Source organism: Stenotrophomonas sp. CFBP 13718 (assembly GCF_014842145.1).
In the GTDB taxonomy this organism is placed as follows: Bacteria; Pseudomonadota; Gammaproteobacteria; order Xanthomonadales; family Xanthomonadaceae; genus Stenotrophomonas.
The window spans coordinates 22,017-41,612 of the sequence record NZ_JACYVC010000009.1 but is presented as its reverse complement, the minus strand read 5'-3'; the positions used below and the strand labels follow the sequence as shown (position 1 = coordinate 41,612).

Here is a 19,596-nt window from a genome sequence, read left to right as displayed (position 1 = left end):
CGCCGGAAAGCTGCAGTTCACACTGTTCCGCCAGCCCACACAGGGGTGCGCTGGCGGGTTCGGTGACGCCCGTGATGTCAGGGCGTCACTTTTCCTTGCGCCAGTTCAGCGACCCGCGGTTCTCCACGGTGCTCGACTCGACTTCCACATCGAAACCGCGGCTGAGCAGGTATTTCAGCGTCAGCACCGAACCGCTGCCGACCAGCGAAACGCCGTAGCCGACATACAGTTTGGGCGAAATGAACTTGCCCACGCCAATCACCGATCCGCCCAGTGCACGCGACTGGCTGACACCGGCGTCGTCCAGTCCCAACTTGGCACCGAGCTGCGAAGCCAGCAGGCCACTGCCGGCCGACAGCGCCGCCGAGGCCGCGTTGACCTGCTGGGTCTGGTCACTGGTCGCGCCGGTCAGGCTGCGGCCCAGCACCAGGTAACCCAGTGCTTCGGACTGCGACATGGCCGGGCTGGACCACACATCGGCGCGCGGCTGCATCGCCCGTCCGGTGACATCGATACCGGCCGTGACGTCACCGATCCGGCGTTCGGCACGCAGGTTGATGCGCGGGTCCGAAACCGGGTTGTAGTTCCAGGTCAACTGACCGCGGGTGATGGTCAGGTCCTGGCCGTAGGCCTTGTAACGCCCACTCACTTCCAGGCCGCCGTTGGCGGTCATTTCGCGACCCGGCTTGGCCCATACCTGCATCTTGCCGGCCAGCGCGCCCTTCAGGCCGAAGCCCGCCATCTTGACGTTGTCGCCAAGGCTGACGGTGAGGTCCATGTCCAGCGGCGAGGTCGCCGTTTCTTCCGGATCCACCGGGTCCAGCACCACCACGTCACTGGATACCGACGTGCCGCGATCAAGGCGCTCCAGGTCGATGTCCGCTTCCGGCACCAGCACTTCGCCCTTGAGCTGCATCGTCGTGCCGGCCAAGGTGAAATCAAGGTTCGGGTTGGCCACCACGCGCAGTTCGCTGGTGTTGGACAGCAACACGTTCTCACCGTGGATATGCAACTGCAGCGGCTGCGCGTCGCCGAACCACGACAGACCGCCGTCGACGTACAGCGTGCCCTTCCCTGAGTTCGCCTGCGCGGTGATCTTCGCCGAGCCATCCGGCTGTGCGCTGAAGCTGCCCTTGCCCTGCTCGAAGGTCAGGCCCAGTGCCGGGAACTCGCCCTTGAAATCGCTGAGCGTGGCTTCGCCACCGAGTGCCGGCTGGCTGCGCGTACCGCGCAGGCTGACGTGGCCTTCGATCAGACCGGTCGGTCGCACGATGTCCGGCGAGAACAGCTCCAACCAGTACAACCGTGCCATGTTGAGGTACAGCTCGCCATTCAAGGGTGCGGCCGCATCCCAGCCGGTCTGCACTTTGGCGTTGACGAAGCCGTTGCCCTGGAAGCCCATGCCCAGGAAGCCGTCGATGCCGGCCGGAGTCATGTCCAGCTTCACCGAAAACTGGTCGTACTTCACCAGCTCGCCGCGCGCGTTGTCGCCCAGGCGCACGCCACCTTCGGGCGAGCGCACGTCCACCTTGCCTTCCCACGCGTTGCCACGCGGGCGGATCTGCGCATCCATCGTCACTTCGCCACGCAGATAGATGCGACGGCCCGACGTCGGCGGCAACCACGGTTGCACCAGGGTCAGCGGCAATGCGTCGCCGCGCAGCACCAGGCCTTCGCGGGGCCAGTTGGCGCGGGCGCACAGGCCACCGCCTGCAGCGGCGCTCAGGCAGGCCTCGCTCAGGGTGAAATCCGCCCCCTTCACGCTGAAGTCCGCCGGACCCCGCAGCGCCCACGGGTCGCCCTTGACCGGCGCAATGCGCAGGGTGGCCAGCTGGCCACGCCATTGCTCACCCTGCTGGCGCACGCTGCCCTGCAGGTCCATCGCGCCCATGTCGTTGCGCGCCTGCGCCGCCACGCGCAGGTTGCTGACGCTGCCCTGCGCATCCACGTTGAGGCTGTCCAGCAGCATCCCGACGTTGACGTTGCGGCCTTGCAACGCAAGTGTTCCGTTATCGCCACTCCACGGCAGGCGGCCCTTCAGGCTGATCGATTCGGCGGCATATCCGTCCCAGTGCAGGTTGCTTCCCACCAGGTCGGCCGTGATATCCGGCGCATCGCGGCGCCCGCTCACCTGCACCTGTCCACGGAGGCCCCCATCGGCACCCGGCAGCAGATCGCTCAACTGCAGCGGTTCGAAGCGCGCGTCGATGTCCAGTCGATCGCCGACCTTCCCCGACGCGGTGACCCGGCTTGCCCCGAGCGCCAGTTTCAGCTGGCCTTCGCCCTGTGCGCCCTGCATGGCGAACTTGCCTTGGGCATCCAGCGCGCGTTTGCGCAGCGTGCCCTTCAACGACGGCAGGTCCACCGTCGCCTCGATCACCCCGGCCGTGTCCGGCGGCGCATTGGCCGGCACCGCCTGCTGGCGGCCGGTGCTGGCCAGGTTGCCTGACAGGCGGCCATCCCAGCCCGGTGCGAAGTAGCCCGGGTCGAAGTCCTTCAGCGTTGCCTTGGCATCCCACTGCAACTGCGGTGCCCAGGCGACGTTGCCTGCCACGTCCAGCGTGCCGCCCGGCGTGCGCGCCTGCAGCTGCTCGATGCGCGCCGCATTTTCATTGCCTCGTACATCGAACTGGAGCGCGGCCTTCTGACCGTCACGCTCGACATCGGCACGACCTATCGCCGCCCACGCCTGCAACGTGCCGGCCAGACCCAGCCGCGCTTCTTTCAGGGTCACCGGCACCGCCGGGCTGTCGGCCGTGTTGGGGTCTGCCGCGGGCGTATAGGTGAGGTCCTGCGCCACGACGGAGAAGTTGATTTTCTCGTTGCCCTGCTCGCGGAAGTCCGCGCTGCCGGTCAGGCGCGCTTCGCCACCGAACGCCTTCACCACCAACGGTGCGACGTTCAGTACCTGGTCTTCCAGCTGCACCTTCGACGGCGCCAGCTCGACCACCTGATCCCCCATCCGCGCCGTACCCTGCAGGTCGGCGTTGCCGCCCTTGCCCGTGGCTTTCACGTCCAGGGTCAGCGGTTCAATGGTAGAAGCCGCCAATGCCGGACCCAGCAGACGCAGATCCAGTTCGTCGGTGCGGGCCGTGGCGCTCCACGTGGGGTCGGTGCGACCGTCGAAGACCAGCATCGCCCGCAAGGGCTTGGGAGCCCGTCCGGCGATGGCGACTTCCATGTGACCCAGGTCGCCGCGCGCCACCAGCCCGAGACTGGCCGGCGTGCGACCGCGGGGGGCCGGCAGGATCGCCGTGGCACTCAGGTCGGTGTCGTAGTCCTTGGCCGGATGGTAGTAACCATTGATGCGGAAATTGCCCATGTCGCTGTCGACCAGCAACTGGTTTGCCTTGAACTCGCCGTTGGCGATCTCGATGCCGCCACCGATGCGGCTGATGTCGATGGTCGGCTCACCGCCGGTCGTGACGCGCAGTCCGTTCACTTGGATGACATCGGCCTGGATGGCCAGTGGCATCTCGATCTGCGGCAGCGACCCCGGCCAGGACGGCAGCTCGAACGGTTCGTCGCTCTTGGCCAGATTCAGCGTCGCGTTGTCCAGCTCCAACCGGTCCAGCAGCAGCTTGCGTCCCAGCAGCGGACGCAGGTCCGGTTCAAGGCGTGCGCGATCGGCATGGAAGTGGATGTCGTTGTAGCGAAAATCCACGTTGTGCAGGGTCAGCGGCCCGGCCAGCGGGCCCTCGGCCTTGTCCCAGGTGAAACTGGACCCGGCAGGCAAGCGCGCGATCACCTGCGCCAACAGTACATCGCGGCCGGCCACGGTCTGCAGCAGCCAATACACGGCCAGCAGGGCGACCAGCACCAGTCCCAGCACGCCCACGCCGGACCATGCCCAGAAGCGGCGACGGCGATAGAAACGCCGATGTACGGGGCGTTGCGGGCTGGCAGGAGTCGGGGTTGGCGTGCTCACAGATCCGCTCCGATGTTCAGGTAGATCTGGAAGTTCGAATCCGGATCATTCAGGCCATGGGCGATGTCCACCCGTACCGGTCCGACCGGCGACTTCCAGCGCACGCCGAAGCCCACGCCGGTATGCAGATCGATGGTGTTGTCGAACGCGCTGCCGGTGTCGACGAACACCGCGCCGCCCCACGGGCCATCGTTGAAATAATGCTCGTACTCGGCCGAACCGACCACCAGGTTCTTCGCACCCAGCGCAAAGCGGTCCGGGCGCGGTGTGCGCGGACCGACTTCCCGGTAGGCATAACCGCGGATGCTGCGGTCGCCACCGGCGAAATAGCGCAGGCTGGGCGGCATCGCGACCAGATCGCTGGTCCACGTCGTGCCGCCTTCACCGCGCAGGATCAGCCGGTTGGTCTCACCCAACGGTACGTACCAGCGCAGCACCATGTTCGCCTGCACGAAGCTGGTATCCGATCCGGCGCCTTCCACGCCGCCACGCACGGTGGCACTGCCGCTGATGCCGCTTCGCGGGAACAGGCGGTCATCGACGTTTACATAGTCGGCGGCGATCTGCGGATACACCAGCGTCGAATACTGGTACACCGCATTGGTGAACTCGGTGCCCGAGGCATAGCCCCAGCGTTCGCGCAGTGCGTTGATCGACGCGGTCGCCGTCCAGAACTCGTTGATCTGGCCACTGCGGCTGCCGATCAGCTTGAGGTTGCGCAGGTCGATGTAATCGGTCTGCTCGTCATACGCGCTGGCGGCGAAGGTGTACCAGCCATCCAGCCAGCGGAACGCAGGGATGCGGTAGCTGGTGGTCAGGCTCTTGCGCTTCTGGGCATAGTCCAGCTGCGTGTTCATCTTGTGCCCGCGGCTGTTGAGCCACCGACGCTCCAGACCGCCGCGCACACCGGCGCCGCTCTCGCTGCCATAGCTCAGACCGGTGGTATAGATGCTGCGCTTGGCCCGGGTCAGGTTGACGTCCACGGGCACATTGCCGTTCTCGTCTGCTTCTTCCGGCTTGGGCTGGATATCGATGGTGCTGAAGTAATCCAGCTTGGTCAGCGACTCGCGCAGCCGATCCAGCTTGCCTTCGTGGAAATAGCTGCCTTCTTCCCAGTACACCAGCGGATCGAACAGCTTGTCGACGAAGTAGTTCTGGTTGAAGGTGATCGGCCCCATGTTGTAGCGGCGCCCACTGTCCCAGGCCAGATCGATGTCGGCCGCATCTTCGGCACGGGTCACCTGCACCTGATGCTGGGTGTAGTCGGCGTCGAAGTAACCGCGCTCGGCCAGTCGCCGGGTCACCTTGATCTTGCTGGCTTCGTACAGCGTGTGTTCGAACGCGTCGCCCTTCCGCGGCTTGAATGCGTCAAGGTCGTCCTGCAGGTAACGGTCATACATCGCCGGACCCGTGATCTCGATGTGCTCCTTGCGTACCCGTACCGGTTCGCCCTTGGTCACGTTGATCACCACGCGCAGGGTTTCACCCTCACGTGGTGCTTCCACCGTGATCGTCGGGTTGTAGAACCCGAACGGCTCGAGGGCTTCGCGGGTCTGCCGTTCCGCCTGGGACAACAAGTACTCCAGGCGTGACTCGCCCTGGACTTTGCCGATCGTGTCGTAAAGCGACAGCGAGACCTCGATGTTCTCGATGATCTCGGCGTCGTCGCCCTTGTCCAGGCCGCGGATGTCTACCTTTTCGATGGTGCCCCGCGCATGCGCCAACGGGCTGGCCAGCAAGGCGAGGCAGAACAGAGGAAGGGCGATTTTCGATGGCTGCATCGCCACAGCATAGCGGGGGTCGATGAGATCGGGAATGAAGGCTGCGCGATGTCCCCCGCGCCGGTGTTGCCGCGAGGACGGTCAGATATCGATGCTGAGCGGTGGGATACCGGTTTCCTCCTCGTCGCCGTACATCATCGTTTCGACGAACATCCGCTTGGCCCAGGCGCGCACCAGCTCCGGCATGGGGTCTGCTATGGGCTCGGGCAGTGGAATGAGGGCGTCTTCTGCGGCCGTATCCAGCTCCGGTTCGGATGTCGCGGGGGTCCGCGCCCCCGTCTGGAGTCGTAGGCGTTCGGTCAGGGGCATGGGTATGCCCGATTCCCGCAGCTTGGCCGAAGCGGGCGCCATTGCAGTGCTGATGGTGTTCATTGCGTCTCCTTGATACGGGCCAGGCCCTGTGTCTGTGCGGCGATGTCCAGCGTGTCCAGCAGGCGGGCGCTGTAGTGGGCCGCCGACGCGTTCAGCCGGTCCTGCACGCCGGGCAGGGCACGGCTGAGCGCAAGCTCGACGTCCTCCAGCAGGCTGCCCTGCAGGTCCAGTTCCCATGCCAGCGCGCCCAGTTCCAGCAGGGGCAATTGGCGATCTGCCGGGCGGATATCGAGCGCGTGCAGCCGCGGGTCTGCACGCAGCGCCGCCATCAGGGCATCGTGGTGCTGCGGAACATGCAGCACCGGTCGCAGGCCGGCGCCTACTTGGGTCATCCGGTGCAGGAAGGCGCTGCATATCGGCTCCATCACCGCATCCGGCGCCGCATTCATGGCCTGCAGACTGGTGTGGACATGGTCACGGACGGCGTTCGCCAGCGTCACGTGGGCCTGTTGCATGCCCTCGATCACGCCCTGCACCGCGCCCAGCGCATGCAGCACACCGTCGCGGTAGCCTTCAAAGGCCGCCGCCGCACGCAGTTCGGCCACCTCCAGCCGTGCCTGTTCGCGCTCACGGGTGATCTGCCTGCGCGCGAAGGCCTGCACCCGGGCAAGTTCGCTCGCCTGCTGCAGGCTGGAGGCCTGGATGACGCCGTCCACGGCGCGGTCCAGCAAGGTTTCAGGATAGGTCGGCAGCATGGGTCCAGGCACTCAGGAAGCAGGTCATGTCGAAGGAAACGGGGTGCGCGGTGACCGCCGCCGGAAGCGCCGGCAGCCCGGCGAACCACAACGCCATCCGCGCGTGCAGCCACGCGGGCAGCGGATCGTGCAGTCCCTCCTGCAGCTGTCTGCCGCCCCAGGCGAGCAACTGCTCCGGTGTCGGCGGCTGCGGCCAAGGTGTAGCGGCGTCGGCGAATCCGAGACGCAGAAACGCATGCAGCGGCGGTGGCTGGCTGGGCAGCCACCGCGCTCCCAGCACATGTCGGCGATGCCGGGCACAGGCCAGCAGCCACGCTGTCGCGGGCAGCCGTTGCCAGCCCCGGATCAGCCGCGACGCCAACGCTGACGGCGCGTCCGCATCCGGCGGTGCGTCGGGCAGTTGCCGGGTCTGGCAGATCCACGCGTTCGCTGCGCTGCGTTGCACCGGGTTCAACGTGCCCTGCCACGTGGCCCAGGGTCGAAAGTAGGACACTGGATCGTGCAGGATCTGCAACCGCTCAGGCTGGGTCTGCATTGACCTGCGCCCCCCGTCGGCGGCGGAGGTGGTCGCGCATGCGTGTGGCACGCGGATCGCCGCGCCGCAGCAGCCACCAGCCTCCACCCGCCAGCACCGCAAGCAAGGCCAACGGCACCAGCAGCAGCGTCCAGACCGACGTGGATTCATCCGCCGGCGTCACCGCCAGGCTGCGTGGCTCGGCGGCTGGGGTCAGCACCACCGATACGTCGTCGTACGCCACATCGACGAAGGCATTGCGCAGAAATCGTTTGGCGGTGGCCAGCAGGACCTGCTGATCCATGTCGCGCGAGTGCGCCAGCACGGCCGCGACATGCATGGCCGGCGGCCGGCGCTGCTGCAGGCTGCCCTCGGTGGGCCCGGCGTCATAGCTCACGTGCACGCGCGCGCTTTTCACCCCAAGCAGGGTGGTCAGTGATTCCTCCAGCCGCTGCTCGATGGCCGACAACAGCCGCGCCCGCTCGGCCAGCGGCGTGCTGACCATCGCATCGGCAGGAAACAGCGATGCGATCTGCATACGCGGCGCAGAAGGCAGGCCTTTCAGCTGCACCAGATCGATGGCTTCGGCAAGGTCCGCCGCCCCTACCCGCACGGTGAAGCCGGCCTTGCCCTGCAGGCGCTTCTCCGCCGGAATGTTGTGGTGAAGCAGCGCGGCCACTACCTCGTTGGCCTGACGTTCGTCCAGGGCCTGCAGCAGTTCGGAACGTGCACAGCCAGCAAGCAGCAGGCATAGCAGCACGATCACCACCCTGCGCGTCGGGTAACGGGTCATGAATCAGCTCTTCACCAACGTTTCGATGCCCTTGGTCGCATGGCTGACAAGCGCCGAGCTGAGCGCCAGCTGCTTGATGTAGTCCTCTTGGCGCACCTGATGTGCATAAAGGAGCGCCGGGTCACTTGCCACTGCCGGATTATTGGCTGAAGCAAGAAGGGCGTCGCGTTCCTTGCCGGCCCACACATAAGCCTGACTGAAGCGACTGGAAAGCGGAACGGCCGAGCCGTCCACTGCAGCGCCGCCGGACACAGCGGCGGATAGGGGGAAAATATTGAACATGGTGGATTCCTTGTGAGAGAGAACGGCCCGCGCCACACGCGGGCCATGACACTCAGGCCAGGTTGCGGATGACCGATTTGCTCTGGTCACTCAGGCTCTTGGTCGAATTCGACTGCAGCATCCGGTACATGTTGTATTCCGACAGCGCAGCCTGATAACTGGCCAGCATTGCCGGGTCGCTGGCATTGCCCTCCTTCCCCAGCTCTTCCAATATTTTTGACATCTTGGCTTTCAGGTCTTTCACGCCGTCGTCGTACATCGCGGAATGATTCGACATCCAGCCTTTCCAGTCTGCTGCGTTGCCGCCATCGCCAGGATCTTCCCAACCGGAGCTCGGTCTGATGGGCGTAAGGGTGGCATCGGTCATGGTGTTCTCCAATCTGGGTGTGGGGCAGTCAAGGTGCAGCCTGCGATCCGGCGGCACGGCTGTAATCCCAGCGACCGCTGCCTACGGACAACAGCTGATCCCGGGAATAACGGTAGGAACGCCCTTGAAGCAGGTCGTCCCATAATCTGGGTGACAGGCTGATGCGACGCTTGCCCCAGCGCTGGTGAAAGCTGCGCGCCGCGCCGCCCATCGCGTTCAGGCCGGCGTCGTCGAGAAACACGTCATTGACGATGCTGACGCGCTGCCCGCGCGGTTCGGCGCGGCTACTGATCCCCAGCACCCGCAGCTGCTGTTGCGCCAACGCGACCAGTTGCTGGTCACTGATTGCAGATACCCGTGCCAGTTTGACGTAGGGCGCCTGCGCTGCCAGCAACGAATTGACCTGCGCGGTGCGCGCAGCGGTCAATGGCCCGCTCAGTACAACCTCCGGCCGCACCGGATCGTCCAGACGGACCACCACCAGATCCATTCCAGCGCTGATCAGCGCATCTTCCAGGCGTATTGCCTCTACGCGTCGCAGCAGGTGCACATCGTTGTGTCGCTGCGCCCGGCGGCTCGCACGTTCCCCCCAGGTACGTGCCGAGGCCGTTTCGCTGAAGGCGTAAAGATGACCGTCATTTCCGGCCGCGACCGCATAATCAGCCGGCGCGTTGGACAGAACACTGGCCAGCCCACGCGCACGAATCTCAGGCTGGTGCAGCCAATGGAACCACGCCGCCAGCATGCCGGCGACCAGCAGAACGCCGATACCGAACAGGACGACAGGCGCGCGCCGACGCCTGGCTGACGACGCAGGCGGCGTCGCAGCAACCGTGCACTCAACCAGAAATGCCGGAGGCACGAAGGCGAGCACTGCTTCGGACCACGCGGCATGCTGCGTGCGTACGGCGAAATGGATGCCAGCCGCCTGCAGCGGTTGCTGCAGCGGTAACGTGCGCCATGTCCATGCAGCCGACTCATCAACCCGCTCGCCCAGCTGCAACGCCTCTTCGCTGGATGGCGCCACTACCGCGAACGCTGCCGTCGGCAGGTCGGCGGGAATGAAATAGGCCCTTTCATCCGCCCCCAGCAACTGTGCGGCTCGACCGTTGGCGAGGTCTTCCTGGCGCCCTACGTGGAACAGGGTTTCGCCGTCGGACACATTATATTCGACGCCGCTCAATGCGCCCGCAAGAATTCTCAGAACATACGACATGGGATATACAACAGACCGATGATGTGCCGTGGTTGGCGCGGATCATTCTGTCGGCCAGTGTGCGGTCTCGATATCAGCAGAGTTGTAAAGCGTTGATCCTCGGCGCATCGATTCAGTAAGCGTAGCGCTGTCGGACAGCGTGTACGTAAGCCCGTGTTTCGGCAAATGGCGGGACCCTGTTTCCATGGCGGCGCACGCTGCCTTCGCCCGCATTGTAGGCAGCCAATGCGAGATCGAGATCCTGGTTGAAATGATCCAGAAGCCAGACAAGATAACGCGCACCACCGCGCAGGTTCTGCGCCGGATCAAAGCGGTCGCGCACGCCAAAACGACGGGCCGTGCCGGGCATGAGCTGCATCAACCCGACCGCGCCGGCAGGCGAGACCGCTCTGGGATTGAAAGACGATTCCTGGCTGACCACCGCCTGCAACAGCGCGACGTCGATACCGACTTCATCCGCGACCTGCTGGATCAGCGGACGCCAGCGTGTGGCGGCTGACGCCGGTGCGTGAGGCAGGTTCGCTGCGCGGCGCGGGGCCGAGGCATCAAAGAAGCGCAGCCCCAGTGCGGGCTGCTCGGCCACCACCAGCCGACCATCGGCCGATAGGCCGGCGTAGATGGACGCGGCCTGCACTGATGAGGCACTGGCACCGAGCGCAATGCTTGATGCCAGCGCCGCCTGGATCACGCTGCGGTGCATTGCAGCCGGCGCACGGCGGACTCCAGTTCGGCCACTGTACGGGCCCCCGCCAACGCCTCGGCGGTGATCACCACGCCGGTGCGCTCTTCAATCGCTACGAGAAGATCCGCGATTTCCAGCGAATCCATGCCCAGATCTTCGACCAGCCGGTCGCCGGGGCGGATGTCCGCCACCGCGACTGACCCGGTGACGACGGCGATCAACGGCCGCAGTCCCGTGACCGGTGTGTCAGGTCCCCGCATCTCGTTTCTCGTTACGCAGATCGGAGGCATGCTGGCCGAGCGGGATCGGCCCCGCCAGACGCGTGAGCGGCGAAGTGCGTTCACGCTGACCGGTGCTGCCGACGGGTCTGGTGCTTCTATTTTTTTCCTCATCGGTTTCATTCTGAACTTCCGAGATCACTTGCGGCGAAGGCGGCTGGACAGTGACCACCTGCTGCGCAGCCATATACCGTGGATTCCGCTTCAAGTCTTCCATCAAGTTCCCGTGCAGGGGATGTACAGAAGCACCATGTAGCCCGGAGCTGTGCGGCGGCGGTGGCGGCGGCGGTGGGTTGTCTTCGCGGAGCTGCGCGTCATCCTCGATGTCCACAGCCTGGCCAACCGGCGCATCGCTGCTGGCTACGATGTTTTCGTCCACCTCGACATTCTGCTCCAGCGGTTGCGGCTCCAGCGCATCAACCTCAGGGCATGCCGGGGTCGGTGGAGACACCAGTTCTACCGCCTTGTTGGGCCGCGGGTCTTTGATCCCTTGGAAGTACCAGCCGTCCTGATTAACGATATTTCTCGCGCTGTTGTCGTTATGAATAGTCGGCATCGGTATCGCAGTCAGCACATCCCTCAGGTGCTTGACAAAGTCTTTGACCGGCTCGGCGGCCTTTTCTGCCGGCGGCCGCTTCGGGTTGTCAGCGGCCTGCGCCAGCTGCGGCAACAACGCGGTGTCCTGCAACAGTCCGCTTGCATCCGCGCCTTCAAGCCGTTTGGTCAATGCCGAGAATCCTTGGGCATTGATCAGATCCGCCAGGCTCCGGCGCAGCACCTCGGGAGGCAAACCGGGATTCTTCTTCGCTACCGCCGCCTGAAGCGCGGGAGTCTCATCAGCCAACAGGCGATCCTGGACGGTCGCACGTCCTATCGTATCGAACGTCTTCTTAATGGTGGATTTCAGCTCGCTGAGCTGACTGAATGCATCGCAGGCGAAGGCTCGACTGACACCGGAGTAATCACCTTTCGCCGCGTCCAGGTAGTTGTCCAGCTTCTTTTCCAGACCTCTACAAGCCAGTCGATCAGCTTTCACTTCCGGCATGGCGAGCAGACGGCAGGCGTCGATGACAGCGGTGCCTCCCAGGCTGGACGCCTGCCGTACCAGCAGCTCATTGATGCGGCTACATGGCACGCCCAGATCTTTGAGGATATCTCGCGCACACTGCTCGCGCGTCACAAGCGAGGGTGGCGTCTGGGCCTCGCTGGGCAGCGTATCTGACGTCAGCGCGGCCGTCTTATCCAACGGCTCATTCATTGCGGGCTGTTCGGTGTCCCAGCGCTGCAGCACCGGAGCGAGTACTTTCTCGATGTCCTCCCCGTGCTGCAGCTGGTACAGGCCTGACTGCGCCCCTCGATCAAGCGGATGCGCGCGCTTCAGCTGTTCCAGATAATCGGCGCGACCCACGCCACTGTTGTCTGTGCCCGGGTGCTCACCCATGCCATGGCTGAAACCATCAGGCGCGTTCACATCAAGATCAAGCCCGCTGTCCACGCTCTCGGTCGACCCGCCACCCTGGAAGGTGCCAGACATGTTTCCTTGGGGCGACCTCGGCACGCTTTTATCAGGGGCTCGCAGATCGCTCATGGACGCACTGCGTTGCAAAGGCGACGCGTTCCCCACAGTGACCTTGCGGAAACTGCCCTTGCCCTGCTGCTCCGGCCAAGCCTGGTGAAATTTCGCATTGAACGCAAGTGGATTTGCTGTAGTAACAGTCATTTCTATTCTCCTGTCAGCCGGCCATTGCCCGAATGAACGCTTGATCCGCATCGGTGACCGCAGTGATGGTGCTGCTGAGGATTTTCACCAACGAATCCCACATCTGCAGCTGCCGCTGGTACTTTTCCGGAAGCGCGCGGTTGATGAAATTGAAACGTTCCATCATCACTTCTTTCTGCGCCATCATTTCATTCAGCGCACTCGCGCTGATGGGACCTATTTTCTTGGGAAACACGTGTGTGAGTGAATCGATAAGCTTCGTATCGATACTGATCTGCCAGCCACCGCCAGGCTTGACCTTAACGACGGTCAGGCCCTCGATACCCAGGTCAGCGAGGAACTGCTTCGCTGCCGCCTCCGTGCCGAATACTTCGCCGAACCCCTTGTTTTTCCAGTCGGCCTTCAGCTTGTCCAACCTCGCGCGCAAAGCGGTGAAGTTGACGTTGACGTTACCGTCCTTGTCCGGTGTCCCAAGATTGGCCTTGAGATCGGCCAGGATATCGGTCAGCTCTTTGTAGAACCCGACGTATCCTGCAAGTAGACTGCTGTATTTACGGATCCACTCACTATCAAGCCGGCCTATCAGGTCGGCGATTTCCTTGAAGAAATCACTGTGTGAGCCCCCTGCTCGCTGCTCGGCAACTTCGATTTCATCGACCGACAGCAGCCCGGCCAGGATTTCCCGAGCCTGCTGCATGACGTTCTGTGCCTGCGCGTCGCCGGAATCTGCGTCAGCCATGGAGGGCCACGGCGAATGGCGCAGGGCGTCGAAGGTCGCTTCGCGTTGCTTGTCCAGGGACAGTACTGCCTGATGGATCGACAGCTGAAGCATCGACGCCACGTCGTCAGAAGGCGGGCTGCTGTGGGTGAGCGTACCGAAATAGGTCTGCAGGGGGCACGGGCGAACCTGGTTGGAAGAGGGAATGCACGTGCTGGTAGCGTCCATGGACGCGTCGCGTCCTTGGCGGAACGTGATCGGCATCGCAACAGCGGCACGGGGAGGACTTGATTCGATTTTCATGGGAAGCTCAATAAGGTGAAAGGTGTAGCGCGGCAGCGCGGCTTGGCCCGGATGAAGACACGCGTGATCACCGACCCATGTTGCCGATGACGTGCTTTACGGCGTCATGGTTGTCCTGCTCCAGGTTGACCAGGTTGTTGAACGTCGCCTGCTGGCTTTCATTGCTCTTGTTCGCGTCCTGGTTGATCTTGCTGCCGAGTTCGACCTCGATGTCCTTGTTGATGCGGTCACGTTCGGAATCCACCGTATGTGCGGTGGCCTGCAGATCAAACGGCGATCCGGCGACGGCGCCCACGCTCATGCTGGTCTGGGTGACTGCCTGGCCGGCGTTGGCCACCACGCCGATCTGGGTGTTGTTGACGGCAAATTCGGTCTCGTGCACTGCGGCGGTTTCCTGCAAAGTCTGCGGACGCTGCCGCAACGCCTCCACGTGGGGCGGACGCGCGCTGGGACCGGCCGGTGCGTTGTTCATGCCCACAGCCGTCTGGCTGTTGGCACGGTTGGCGCTGGCCGTGGCAGCATCAGCCGTCGCCTTGTTGGTGCGCAGGTTCTGCACGCCCTTGTAAGCGGCAGCCCCACCCAGGGCGACGCCGCCGCCGGCCATCAACCCGCCAACCACAGCGGCAACTATCTTGGTGGACTGCGTTGCTTTCGCCGATGCCACCATGCTGCCGGTCATCGCGCTCACCGACTGCTCGGCCAACTTCACCATGGCCACCGCCTGCTCGCGCTGACTGGCCCCCATCTGCATCAACAACGCCACCAGCAGCAGGATGTAATCGGTGCGGGTGCTGCTGCCCAGACCCGACGTCAGCTTCTCATCCGGCAGTTGATCCAGTTCGTCCAGCAGCGCACGTGCCTCCGGCACATCGCGGCGCAGCGCATGCAGGTCCTCACGGGTAGGCAGAGCAAGCTGACCATCGGACGTCGCCAATCCGATCAACCGCCGGGACTGATCGACCACCTGCACGGGGTGCATACCATCTGCGGCAGTGTCGGCCGCCGAGACTGCTGCAGTCCGGTGCAGCACGGCAAACGCCTCGGCGGTCGCACCCGGCACCATCGCCGGATGCTGGCCAGCGATCAGCGGCAGCAACGCGCCCAGCCCAGCGAAACCGGCCACGGACGCGACCGGCTCGGCAAGCTCCGGCGCGGAACGGCGCGGAGGATCCTGCCGCGACCCTTCGATCTGCCGGGTCGCCATATCGGCGGCACGTTCGGCCTGCGCCTCGTCCTGCGCTGACGGTTTCGTAGCGGTATTCGGTGCGAGGGCGAAGCGCTGCAGCGCGGGCTGCAGGATGGAAGTTATCTGTGCCATTGAAAGTGTTCCTTGGGGAATTGAATGAAGTGACCGCGCTCAGGCGCGGTGGCGCACATGGCCGATGACGTGGGCTGCTGTCTCTGCGCGGTCCTTCTGGACCTCGCTCATCTGCGCCACCAGTTCAAACGCCAGACGATGCGTACGGCTGCCTGCTTCAGCAATCATCCGCATCATGTCCTGCAGCACCTGATCGCCGAACAGGCTTTCCTGGATCAACTTCAACAGCTTCTTGACCTCGATCATGATGCCGGCCACAACCACCTGGCCGACGCTGTGCACGGTCTGGCCGACAGCACCCGCCAGCTGGGCCAGAAACTGCATGACTTTGGTCGCCTGTTCGATCATCCGCGCCGTTGACGCCACCGTGCTGGCGGCCGTCCTGCCTGCGGCCGCCACATTGCCGGTAACCACCATCGCTGCAATGATCGCCACCATGACCACTACCGTGGCGGCGATGGATCCGATCTGCTTGGCCAGTGCCTCAGGAACGCCGAATGCGACCAGCGCGGCAGCGATGCCCTTGCTCACCTGCTCGACTGCCATGCCGACAGCGCTCACACCCGTGGTCATGCCGACAATGCTGTCAATGGTGAGCATCATGCCCATCACCCCGCCGGCGATCAGTGCGATATTGCCGTGCAACGCGCCCACGACGATGGCCCCGATGCTCGCGATGGCGCCGACCGCCGCGCCAATCCAACCGAATATCTTGCCGGCACACCCGGTTTTCTTCTCTGCATCGCGCGCGCGCTGCAGCTCTTCTTCGTGCTGGCGAATGCGTTCCTGTTCTTTCGCCTGCCGCGCCTTGATGGTCTGGATCGTGAACTCGCTCATGCTTTTCAGGGTGCTGTCGGCGTGCTTGCCCATCAGCTGACTGATGACTGCCATCAGCATCGTGAGCGTATCGCTGGAGTTCAGTTTCCGCTCTGCATCACCCGTAACCGTTGGCTGCCCCTTATTGAAGCCGCGCAGCCTTTCTTCCTGCTCATCCAGGTACCCAAGCCGGACATCAAGCAACGCGACCGCTTCGTCCAGTGCGCTCGACGCGGCGTCGAAGCGACCCTGCGCCTCTTGCAGTATCTGGCGCGCTGAAGCGAGCTCGGCCTGCTTCTCTGCATGTGCCGGATCGGCAGGGTCCAGTGCATCCAGCTCGCCCTGCAACCGCTGGACGTGTTCACGCGCCGCTTCCAGCGCGCCTTCCTGGGCGCCTGCTTCGGTTGCCGCTGCGCCCGCGGCCTCCTGCGCCGCCGTCGCAGCATCCAGGGCTGCTTGCATCGCCGCTGACAGGTCTCCAGCGTGCTGTGCACGCCCCTGCAGCTGAGCGCGGTAAGCCTGCAGCCTCTGATCCATCCGGCTGGATCGCTGGTCGGAAAGAAGTTCCTGCAGATTGCCCAGCAACAGAGTGAGCAGGCTCTCAGGGGACATACGCCTGCCCTCGTCCCCCGCCGCACGGTAAAGTCGGGCGAGGTCTGGCGCACGCAGGGTAGCGGCGTCCTTTTGCGCCTGGGTCGCCCCTTCGGCACGGGGCGCACTGGCTGCGAAGGTAGCGAACAGTTCGGCACTTACCCGATCAACCTGCGCGGGGGAAACTCCGGCGCCAAAGCCCTTCGCTGCCTGGATGGCGGACTCGTGGCCGCTACGGCGGAACACCAGGGGGAGCGGCGCTGGCGCGGGTGAAAGGGGCATGCTCATGGGAAATCCTCTTGCTGTGGCGCTCGGCTGGCGCAGGACCGGTAAGCCGGTCCGCTGCATCGCGGGGCTGTCAGGGCGACGGTTGGTTCAGATGGCCCAGTATCCCGATGGCAGACCGACACGGCTTTCAGTTTCCATCCTTGAATGCCGGCTCTTCAGGCGGTGGCGTACGGATGACAAGGCGTGGAGTTCACCCCTCGCCACTGGAGCCGGTGGAATCTTCTGAACCAGGTGTACGGTCGCCCTTGACCGCCTGCAGATAGGCCTCGGCACGGGTGCCCAACTCGCTCCCCGCCGCCCGTCCGGCGACGGCTTCGAAGCACTCGCGGGCCTTGCGCAGCCGACCGAGCGCCAAGTGGCACTGGCCCACATGGAACATCGGGCGATCGTCGGTCAGATCCAGGGCCTGCGCGACCGCGTACATGCCGATGGCTTTCTCGTATTCGCGCTTGAGATGCAACACGGCACCCATGCCCAGCGCGTAGTCGGCGTTGTAGAAGTCATACAGGCACAGGAACCGGAAGAACGCTTCCGCCTCGTCCAGCTGTCCGTTCTGGTAGAAGCGGTGGGCAATGGCATACACGCCTTCGAGGGTGTCACGGGTTACCCCCTTCAGGTCCGCAACGGTCGCTCCCTCGCGCAGGCCCTCCATGATCATCCGGGTCATCTCGCTTTCGTCGGCTGCCGCTGTCGGGGCGCGGGTGGGATCGTGGTCAATGGTCATGTAGTGCTCCAGTTGGTGGGCGGTGGATACTCAGTGGGACAGAGGCGGCGGCGGCGGGTCGTCGTCCGCGTCGGGTTGCCCGGCACGCTCCACGTCGCGCAGCCAGCGCACGATCTGCATCACCGGCTCGATGCTGCGGTCATGCACGAAGCGGTAGCGTCGCGTGCTGAAGTAGATGGCGCGCGCCAGCCTCACATCGCGCACGACCGGTACACCGTTGGCTTCGGCCAGCGCGATCACCTTGCGCGCGCGGGCGCCTCGCTCGCGCACGGCCACAAAGGGCATCGGCATGTCGTCATCCATCAGGAAGATGCCGATGGCGATGTGGGTCGGGTTGGCCAGCACGACCGTGGAGCCGCGGGTATCGGCCTGCACCTGTGCGGACAGTTCGTCGTTGACTTCCTGCCGCCGCTGTTTGAGCTCGGGTTTGATGTCGTTTTCCTTGTTCTCCCGCTTGACCTCGTGCTTCTCCATCTTCATTTCCCGGATGAACAGGAAATGGTCCAGCCAGCCGGCAAGCAGATACACGGGTGCCAGGGCGAGCAGCAGGCCCAGCCCGAACATCATCGCGACATGTCGCCACAGCGCGGCCAGCTGGGTGTCGCTGGCATGGATCTGGCTGAGGACATCGGGACCCCACAGCGCCAAGGCCCGCCAGGCGAACAACCCGCAGCACACCAGGTAGAGGACGCTGCGCAGCAGATCCTTCAGTACGCGGAACGAAAACAGATTCTTGAAGCCGTTGACTGGATTGAGCTTGTTGAGGTCGAAACGAATGGCCTCGGAGGCGATCCTCCCCTTGCTCATCCACAGCGAGCACAGCACCACCGCCACCGCGGCGGCCATCAGCGTGGGCGCCAGCGCCAACAGGAATGCCCGCAATGCCGCCAGGACGGCCGCCGTTGGTGTGATCGCGAAACCACCGCGCACGATGTCCACGTACAGCGTTGCCAATGGCAGCAACGAGCTCAGCAGTCCGATCGCCGGCAGCCCTGCCCACAACACACTGGCGGCCACCAGGTCACGGCTGTTGAAGGACTTTCCCTTTTTCGATTCCTTCTTGAGTCGCTGAAGCGTCGGCTTCTCGGTTTTCTCGCTTGCACCGGAGCTCACGGCACATCGCCCGGAACGAGAGCACGCAGTACCGGATACTGCCGCCACAGGGCCGGCACCTGCTCGGTCATCGTCAGCATCAGGTACAACAGCATCGCGGCGAACGCGATGACCGACTTCACTGTCAGCGAAACCGAGAATGCATTGAGCTGCTGTGCGAACCGCGAGATGACGCCCAGCAGTATCTCCACCAGCAACAACAGCAGCAGTACCGGGGCCGCCATGCGGATCGCGGCGGACAGCACGATATCCATGAAACCATGGATGCTCGGCAGGTCGGGCAGGAAGCCGCCGCCCATGGGCACCAGCACATAGCTGCCCTGGACCGCTTCAAGCAGCGGCACCAGCCCACCGGCCACCAGGAAGACGACCGCACTCATCATCTGCAGCAGGTTCGCCATCTCCGTCGCTTCCACGCCGGTAAGCGGGTCGAGCATCGCGCCGACGCCGGCACCGCGCTGGGTGTCGATCACCGAGCCGATGGCATGGAAGACGTGATACGGCAGCGCCAGCATCACGCCCAGCACCGTACCGATCAGGGCCTCGCGCATCGCCGCCAGTCCGAGGGAGGGCATGTCCAGCGGTCGCTGTATGGTCTCTGTCACCGGCCACAGGCCGATCAGTACCGCCAAGGCCAGGACGACTCGCAGCATGCGCGAGGGCATGGCCCCGCTGGATAGATAGGGCAGCCAGGCGAAGCAGGCCAGCAGCCGTGCCAGACCGAGCGTGGCTGGCACGGCGTGGTCGCCTATTGCCTGCATGAACGCAGTGTCCAGCGGGGTCAGGCCCATCAGCGCTACACCCCCAGCGCGCGGCCGAACACCAGGCTGCCGAAGTCGATCAGCGTGCGCGACATCCAGCCCATCATGACCAGCACGGTCAGCACCACCGCCAGCATCTTCGCGCCGAACGGCAGCGTCTGCTCCTGCAACTGGGTCACCGTCTGGAACAAACCGATGAGCAGGCCCACCAGCGTCGCCACGATGACCGGGCCGGCTGACAGCAACAGCACCAGCATCAGCGTTTTGTTGCCGATGTTGATCAGTTCGTTCATTGCAGCGCTCCGTTGCCGCGGGCGCTCACCGATAGTGTGCGCG

General features: G+C 64.4%; 19 protein-coding genes. All 19 read right to left on the bottom strand.

The genetic code is table 11. The features are described from left to right. Positions 1 to 85: 85 nt before the first annotated feature. A complete protein-coding gene (locus IFT58_RS14165; RefSeq protein ID WP_192095638.1) occupies positions 86 to 3,928 on the bottom strand; it encodes a translocation/assembly module TamB domain-containing protein in 3,843 nt (1,280 codons plus the stop codon). Next, a complete protein-coding gene (locus IFT58_RS14160) occupies positions 3,925 to 5,709 on the bottom strand; it encodes an autotransporter assembly complex family protein (RefSeq protein WP_192095636.1) in 1,785 nt (594 codons plus the stop codon). Before IFT58_RS14160 ends, IFT58_RS14165 begins: the two co-directional genes overlap by 4 nt. A gap of 81 nt (positions 5,710 to 5,790) precedes the next feature. Continuing rightward, entirely contained in the window at positions 5,791 to 6,081 is a 291-nt protein-coding gene (locus tag IFT58_RS14155) for a hypothetical protein (protein WP_192095634.1), read from the bottom strand. Continuing rightward, complete coding sequence (locus IFT58_RS14150; protein WP_192095632.1) at positions 6,078 to 6,776, bottom strand: hypothetical protein; 699 nt, start codon at positions 6,774 to 6,776, stop codon at positions 6,078 to 6,080. The genes IFT58_RS14155 and IFT58_RS14150 overlap by 4 nt, the downstream gene beginning before the upstream one ends. Then, a complete protein-coding gene (locus IFT58_RS14145; protein WP_192095630.1) occupies positions 6,757 to 7,311 on the bottom strand; it encodes a hypothetical protein in 555 nt (184 codons plus the stop codon). The genes IFT58_RS14150 and IFT58_RS14145 overlap by 20 nt, the downstream gene beginning before the upstream one ends. Further along, positions 7,295 to 8,083 carry a type III secretion inner membrane ring lipoprotein SctJ gene (sctJ, locus tag IFT58_RS14140; protein WP_192095628.1) on the bottom strand — a complete coding sequence of 263 codons (789 nt, stop codon included), beginning with the start codon at positions 8,081 to 8,083 and terminating at the stop codon, positions 7,295 to 7,297. The genes IFT58_RS14145 and sctJ overlap by 17 nt, the downstream gene beginning before the upstream one ends. A 3-nt stretch (positions 8,084 to 8,086) precedes the next feature. Continuing rightward, positions 8,087 to 8,365, bottom strand: coding sequence for a hypothetical protein (locus tag IFT58_RS14135; protein WP_192095626.1), 279 nt, complete (start codon positions 8,363 to 8,365; stop codon positions 8,087 to 8,089). A 52-nt stretch (positions 8,366 to 8,417) separates the two neighbouring features. Beyond that, entirely contained in the window at positions 8,418 to 8,732 is a 315-nt protein-coding gene (locus tag IFT58_RS14130) for an EscF/YscF/HrpA family type III secretion system needle major subunit (protein ID WP_192095624.1), read from the bottom strand. A 28-nt stretch (positions 8,733 to 8,760) separates the two neighbouring features. Beyond that, positions 8,761 to 9,948 (bottom strand): PrgH/EprH family type III secretion apparatus protein, encoded by a 1,188-nt coding sequence (locus IFT58_RS14125; RefSeq protein WP_192095622.1) that lies wholly within the window; start codon positions 9,946 to 9,948, stop codon positions 8,761 to 8,763. A gap of 112 nt (positions 9,949 to 10,060) precedes the next feature. Then, positions 10,061 to 10,531: a lytic transglycosylase domain-containing protein gene (locus tag IFT58_RS14120; protein ID WP_342029566.1), complete on the bottom strand. Its 471-nt coding sequence runs from the start codon at positions 10,529 to 10,531 to the stop codon at positions 10,061 to 10,063. 101 nt (positions 10,532 to 10,632) lie between these two features. Beyond that, entirely contained in the window at positions 10,633 to 10,890 is a 258-nt protein-coding gene (locus IFT58_RS14115) for an acyl carrier protein (protein WP_192082770.1), read from the bottom strand. Then, positions 10,877 to 12,628, bottom strand: coding sequence for a hypothetical protein (locus tag IFT58_RS14110; protein WP_192095618.1), 1,752 nt, complete (start codon positions 12,626 to 12,628; stop codon positions 10,877 to 10,879). Before IFT58_RS14110 ends, IFT58_RS14115 begins: the two co-directional genes overlap by 14 nt. A 13-nt stretch (positions 12,629 to 12,641) precedes the next feature. Next, a complete protein-coding gene (locus IFT58_RS14105) occupies positions 12,642 to 13,649 on the bottom strand; it encodes an IpaD/SipD/SspD family type III secretion system needle tip protein (protein WP_192095616.1) in 1,008 nt (335 codons plus the stop codon). 67 nt (positions 13,650 to 13,716) lie between these two features. Continuing rightward, positions 13,717 to 14,967 carry a hypothetical protein gene (locus IFT58_RS14100; protein ID WP_192095613.1) on the bottom strand — a complete coding sequence of 417 codons (1,251 nt, stop codon included), beginning with the start codon at positions 14,965 to 14,967 and terminating at the stop codon, positions 13,717 to 13,719. A gap of 39 nt (positions 14,968 to 15,006) precedes the next feature. Beyond that, positions 15,007 to 16,722, bottom strand: a complete 1,716-nt coding sequence (gene sctE / locus IFT58_RS14095) for a type III secretion system translocon subunit SctE (RefSeq protein ID WP_192095611.1) — start codon at positions 16,720 to 16,722, stop codon at positions 15,007 to 15,009. A gap of 130 nt (positions 16,723 to 16,852) precedes the next feature. Further along, the gene (locus IFT58_RS14090; RefSeq protein WP_249405713.1) at positions 16,853 to 17,386 is read right to left on the bottom strand and encodes a SycD/LcrH family type III secretion system chaperone; all 534 of its coding nucleotides are present in this window, start codon (positions 17,384 to 17,386) and stop codon (positions 16,853 to 16,855) included. A gap of 30 nt (positions 17,387 to 17,416) precedes the next feature. Beyond that, positions 17,417 to 18,499: an EscU/YscU/HrcU family type III secretion system export apparatus switch protein gene (locus tag IFT58_RS14085; RefSeq protein ID WP_192095609.1), complete on the bottom strand. Its 1,083-nt coding sequence runs from the start codon at positions 18,497 to 18,499 to the stop codon at positions 17,417 to 17,419. Beyond that, the gene (gene sctT, locus IFT58_RS14080; protein ID WP_188325481.1) at positions 18,496 to 19,290 is read right to left on the bottom strand and encodes a type III secretion system export apparatus subunit SctT; all 795 of its coding nucleotides are present in this window, start codon (positions 19,288 to 19,290) and stop codon (positions 18,496 to 18,498) included. The genes IFT58_RS14085 and sctT overlap by 4 nt, the downstream gene beginning before the upstream one ends. A 5-nt stretch (positions 19,291 to 19,295) precedes the next feature. Further along, positions 19,296 to 19,553, bottom strand: a complete 258-nt coding sequence (sctS, locus tag IFT58_RS14075) for a type III secretion system export apparatus subunit SctS (protein WP_188325482.1) — start codon at positions 19,551 to 19,553, stop codon at positions 19,296 to 19,298. Positions 19,554 to 19,596: the final 43 nt, after the last annotated feature.

Bases quoted from the DNA above. Each gene is read 5' to 3' on its own strand.
- IFT58_RS14160 (WP_192095636.1), bottom strand. From the start codon at position 5,709: ATGCAGCCATCGAAAATCGCCCTTCCTCTGTTCTGCCTCGCCTTGCTG.
- IFT58_RS14155 (WP_192095634.1), bottom strand. From the start codon at position 6,081: ATGAACACCATCAGCACTGCAATGGCGCCCGCTTCGGCCAAGCTGCGG.
- IFT58_RS14150 (WP_192095632.1), bottom strand. From the start codon at position 6,776: ATGCTGCCGACCTATCCTGAAACCTTGCTGGACCGCGCCGTGGACGGC.
- IFT58_RS14145 (WP_192095630.1), bottom strand. From the start codon at position 7,311: ATGCAGACCCAGCCTGAGCGGTTGCAGATCCTGCACGATCCAGTGTCC.
- sctJ (WP_192095628.1), bottom strand. From the start codon at position 8,083: ATGACCCGTTACCCGACGCGCAGGGTGGTGATCGTGCTGCTATGCCTG.
- IFT58_RS14135 (WP_192095626.1), bottom strand. From the start codon at position 8,365: ATGTTCAATATTTTCCCCCTATCCGCCGCTGTGTCCGGCGGCGCTGCA.
- IFT58_RS14130 (WP_192095624.1), bottom strand. From the start codon at position 8,732: ATGACCGATGCCACCCTTACGCCCATCAGACCGAGCTCCGGTTGGGAA.
- IFT58_RS14125 (WP_192095622.1), bottom strand. From the start codon at position 9,948: ATGTCGTATGTTCTGAGAATTCTTGCGGGCGCATTGAGCGGCGTCGAA.
- IFT58_RS14115 (WP_192082770.1), bottom strand. From the start codon at position 10,890: ATGCGGGGACCTGACACACCGGTCACGGGACTGCGGCCGTTGATCGCC.
- IFT58_RS14110 (WP_192095618.1), bottom strand. From the start codon at position 12,628: ATGACTGTTACTACAGCAAATCCACTTGCGTTCAATGCGAAATTTCAC.
- IFT58_RS14105 (WP_192095616.1), bottom strand. From the start codon at position 13,649: ATGAAAATCGAATCAAGTCCTCCCCGTGCCGCTGTTGCGATGCCGATC.
- IFT58_RS14100 (WP_192095613.1), bottom strand. From the start codon at position 14,967: ATGGCACAGATAACTTCCATCCTGCAGCCCGCGCTGCAGCGCTTCGCC.
- sctE (WP_192095611.1), bottom strand. From the start codon at position 16,722: ATGCAGCGGACCGGCTTACCGGTCCTGCGCCAGCCGAGCGCCACAGCA.
- IFT58_RS14090 (WP_249405713.1), bottom strand. From the start codon at position 17,386: ATGACCATTGACCACGATCCCACCCGCGCCCCGACAGCGGCAGCCGAC.
- sctT (WP_188325481.1), bottom strand. From the start codon at position 19,290: ATGGGCCTGACCCCGCTGGACACTGCGTTCATGCAGGCAATAGGCGAC.
- sctS (WP_188325482.1), bottom strand. From the start codon at position 19,553: ATGAACGAACTGATCAACATCGGCAACAAAACGCTGATGCTGGTGCTG.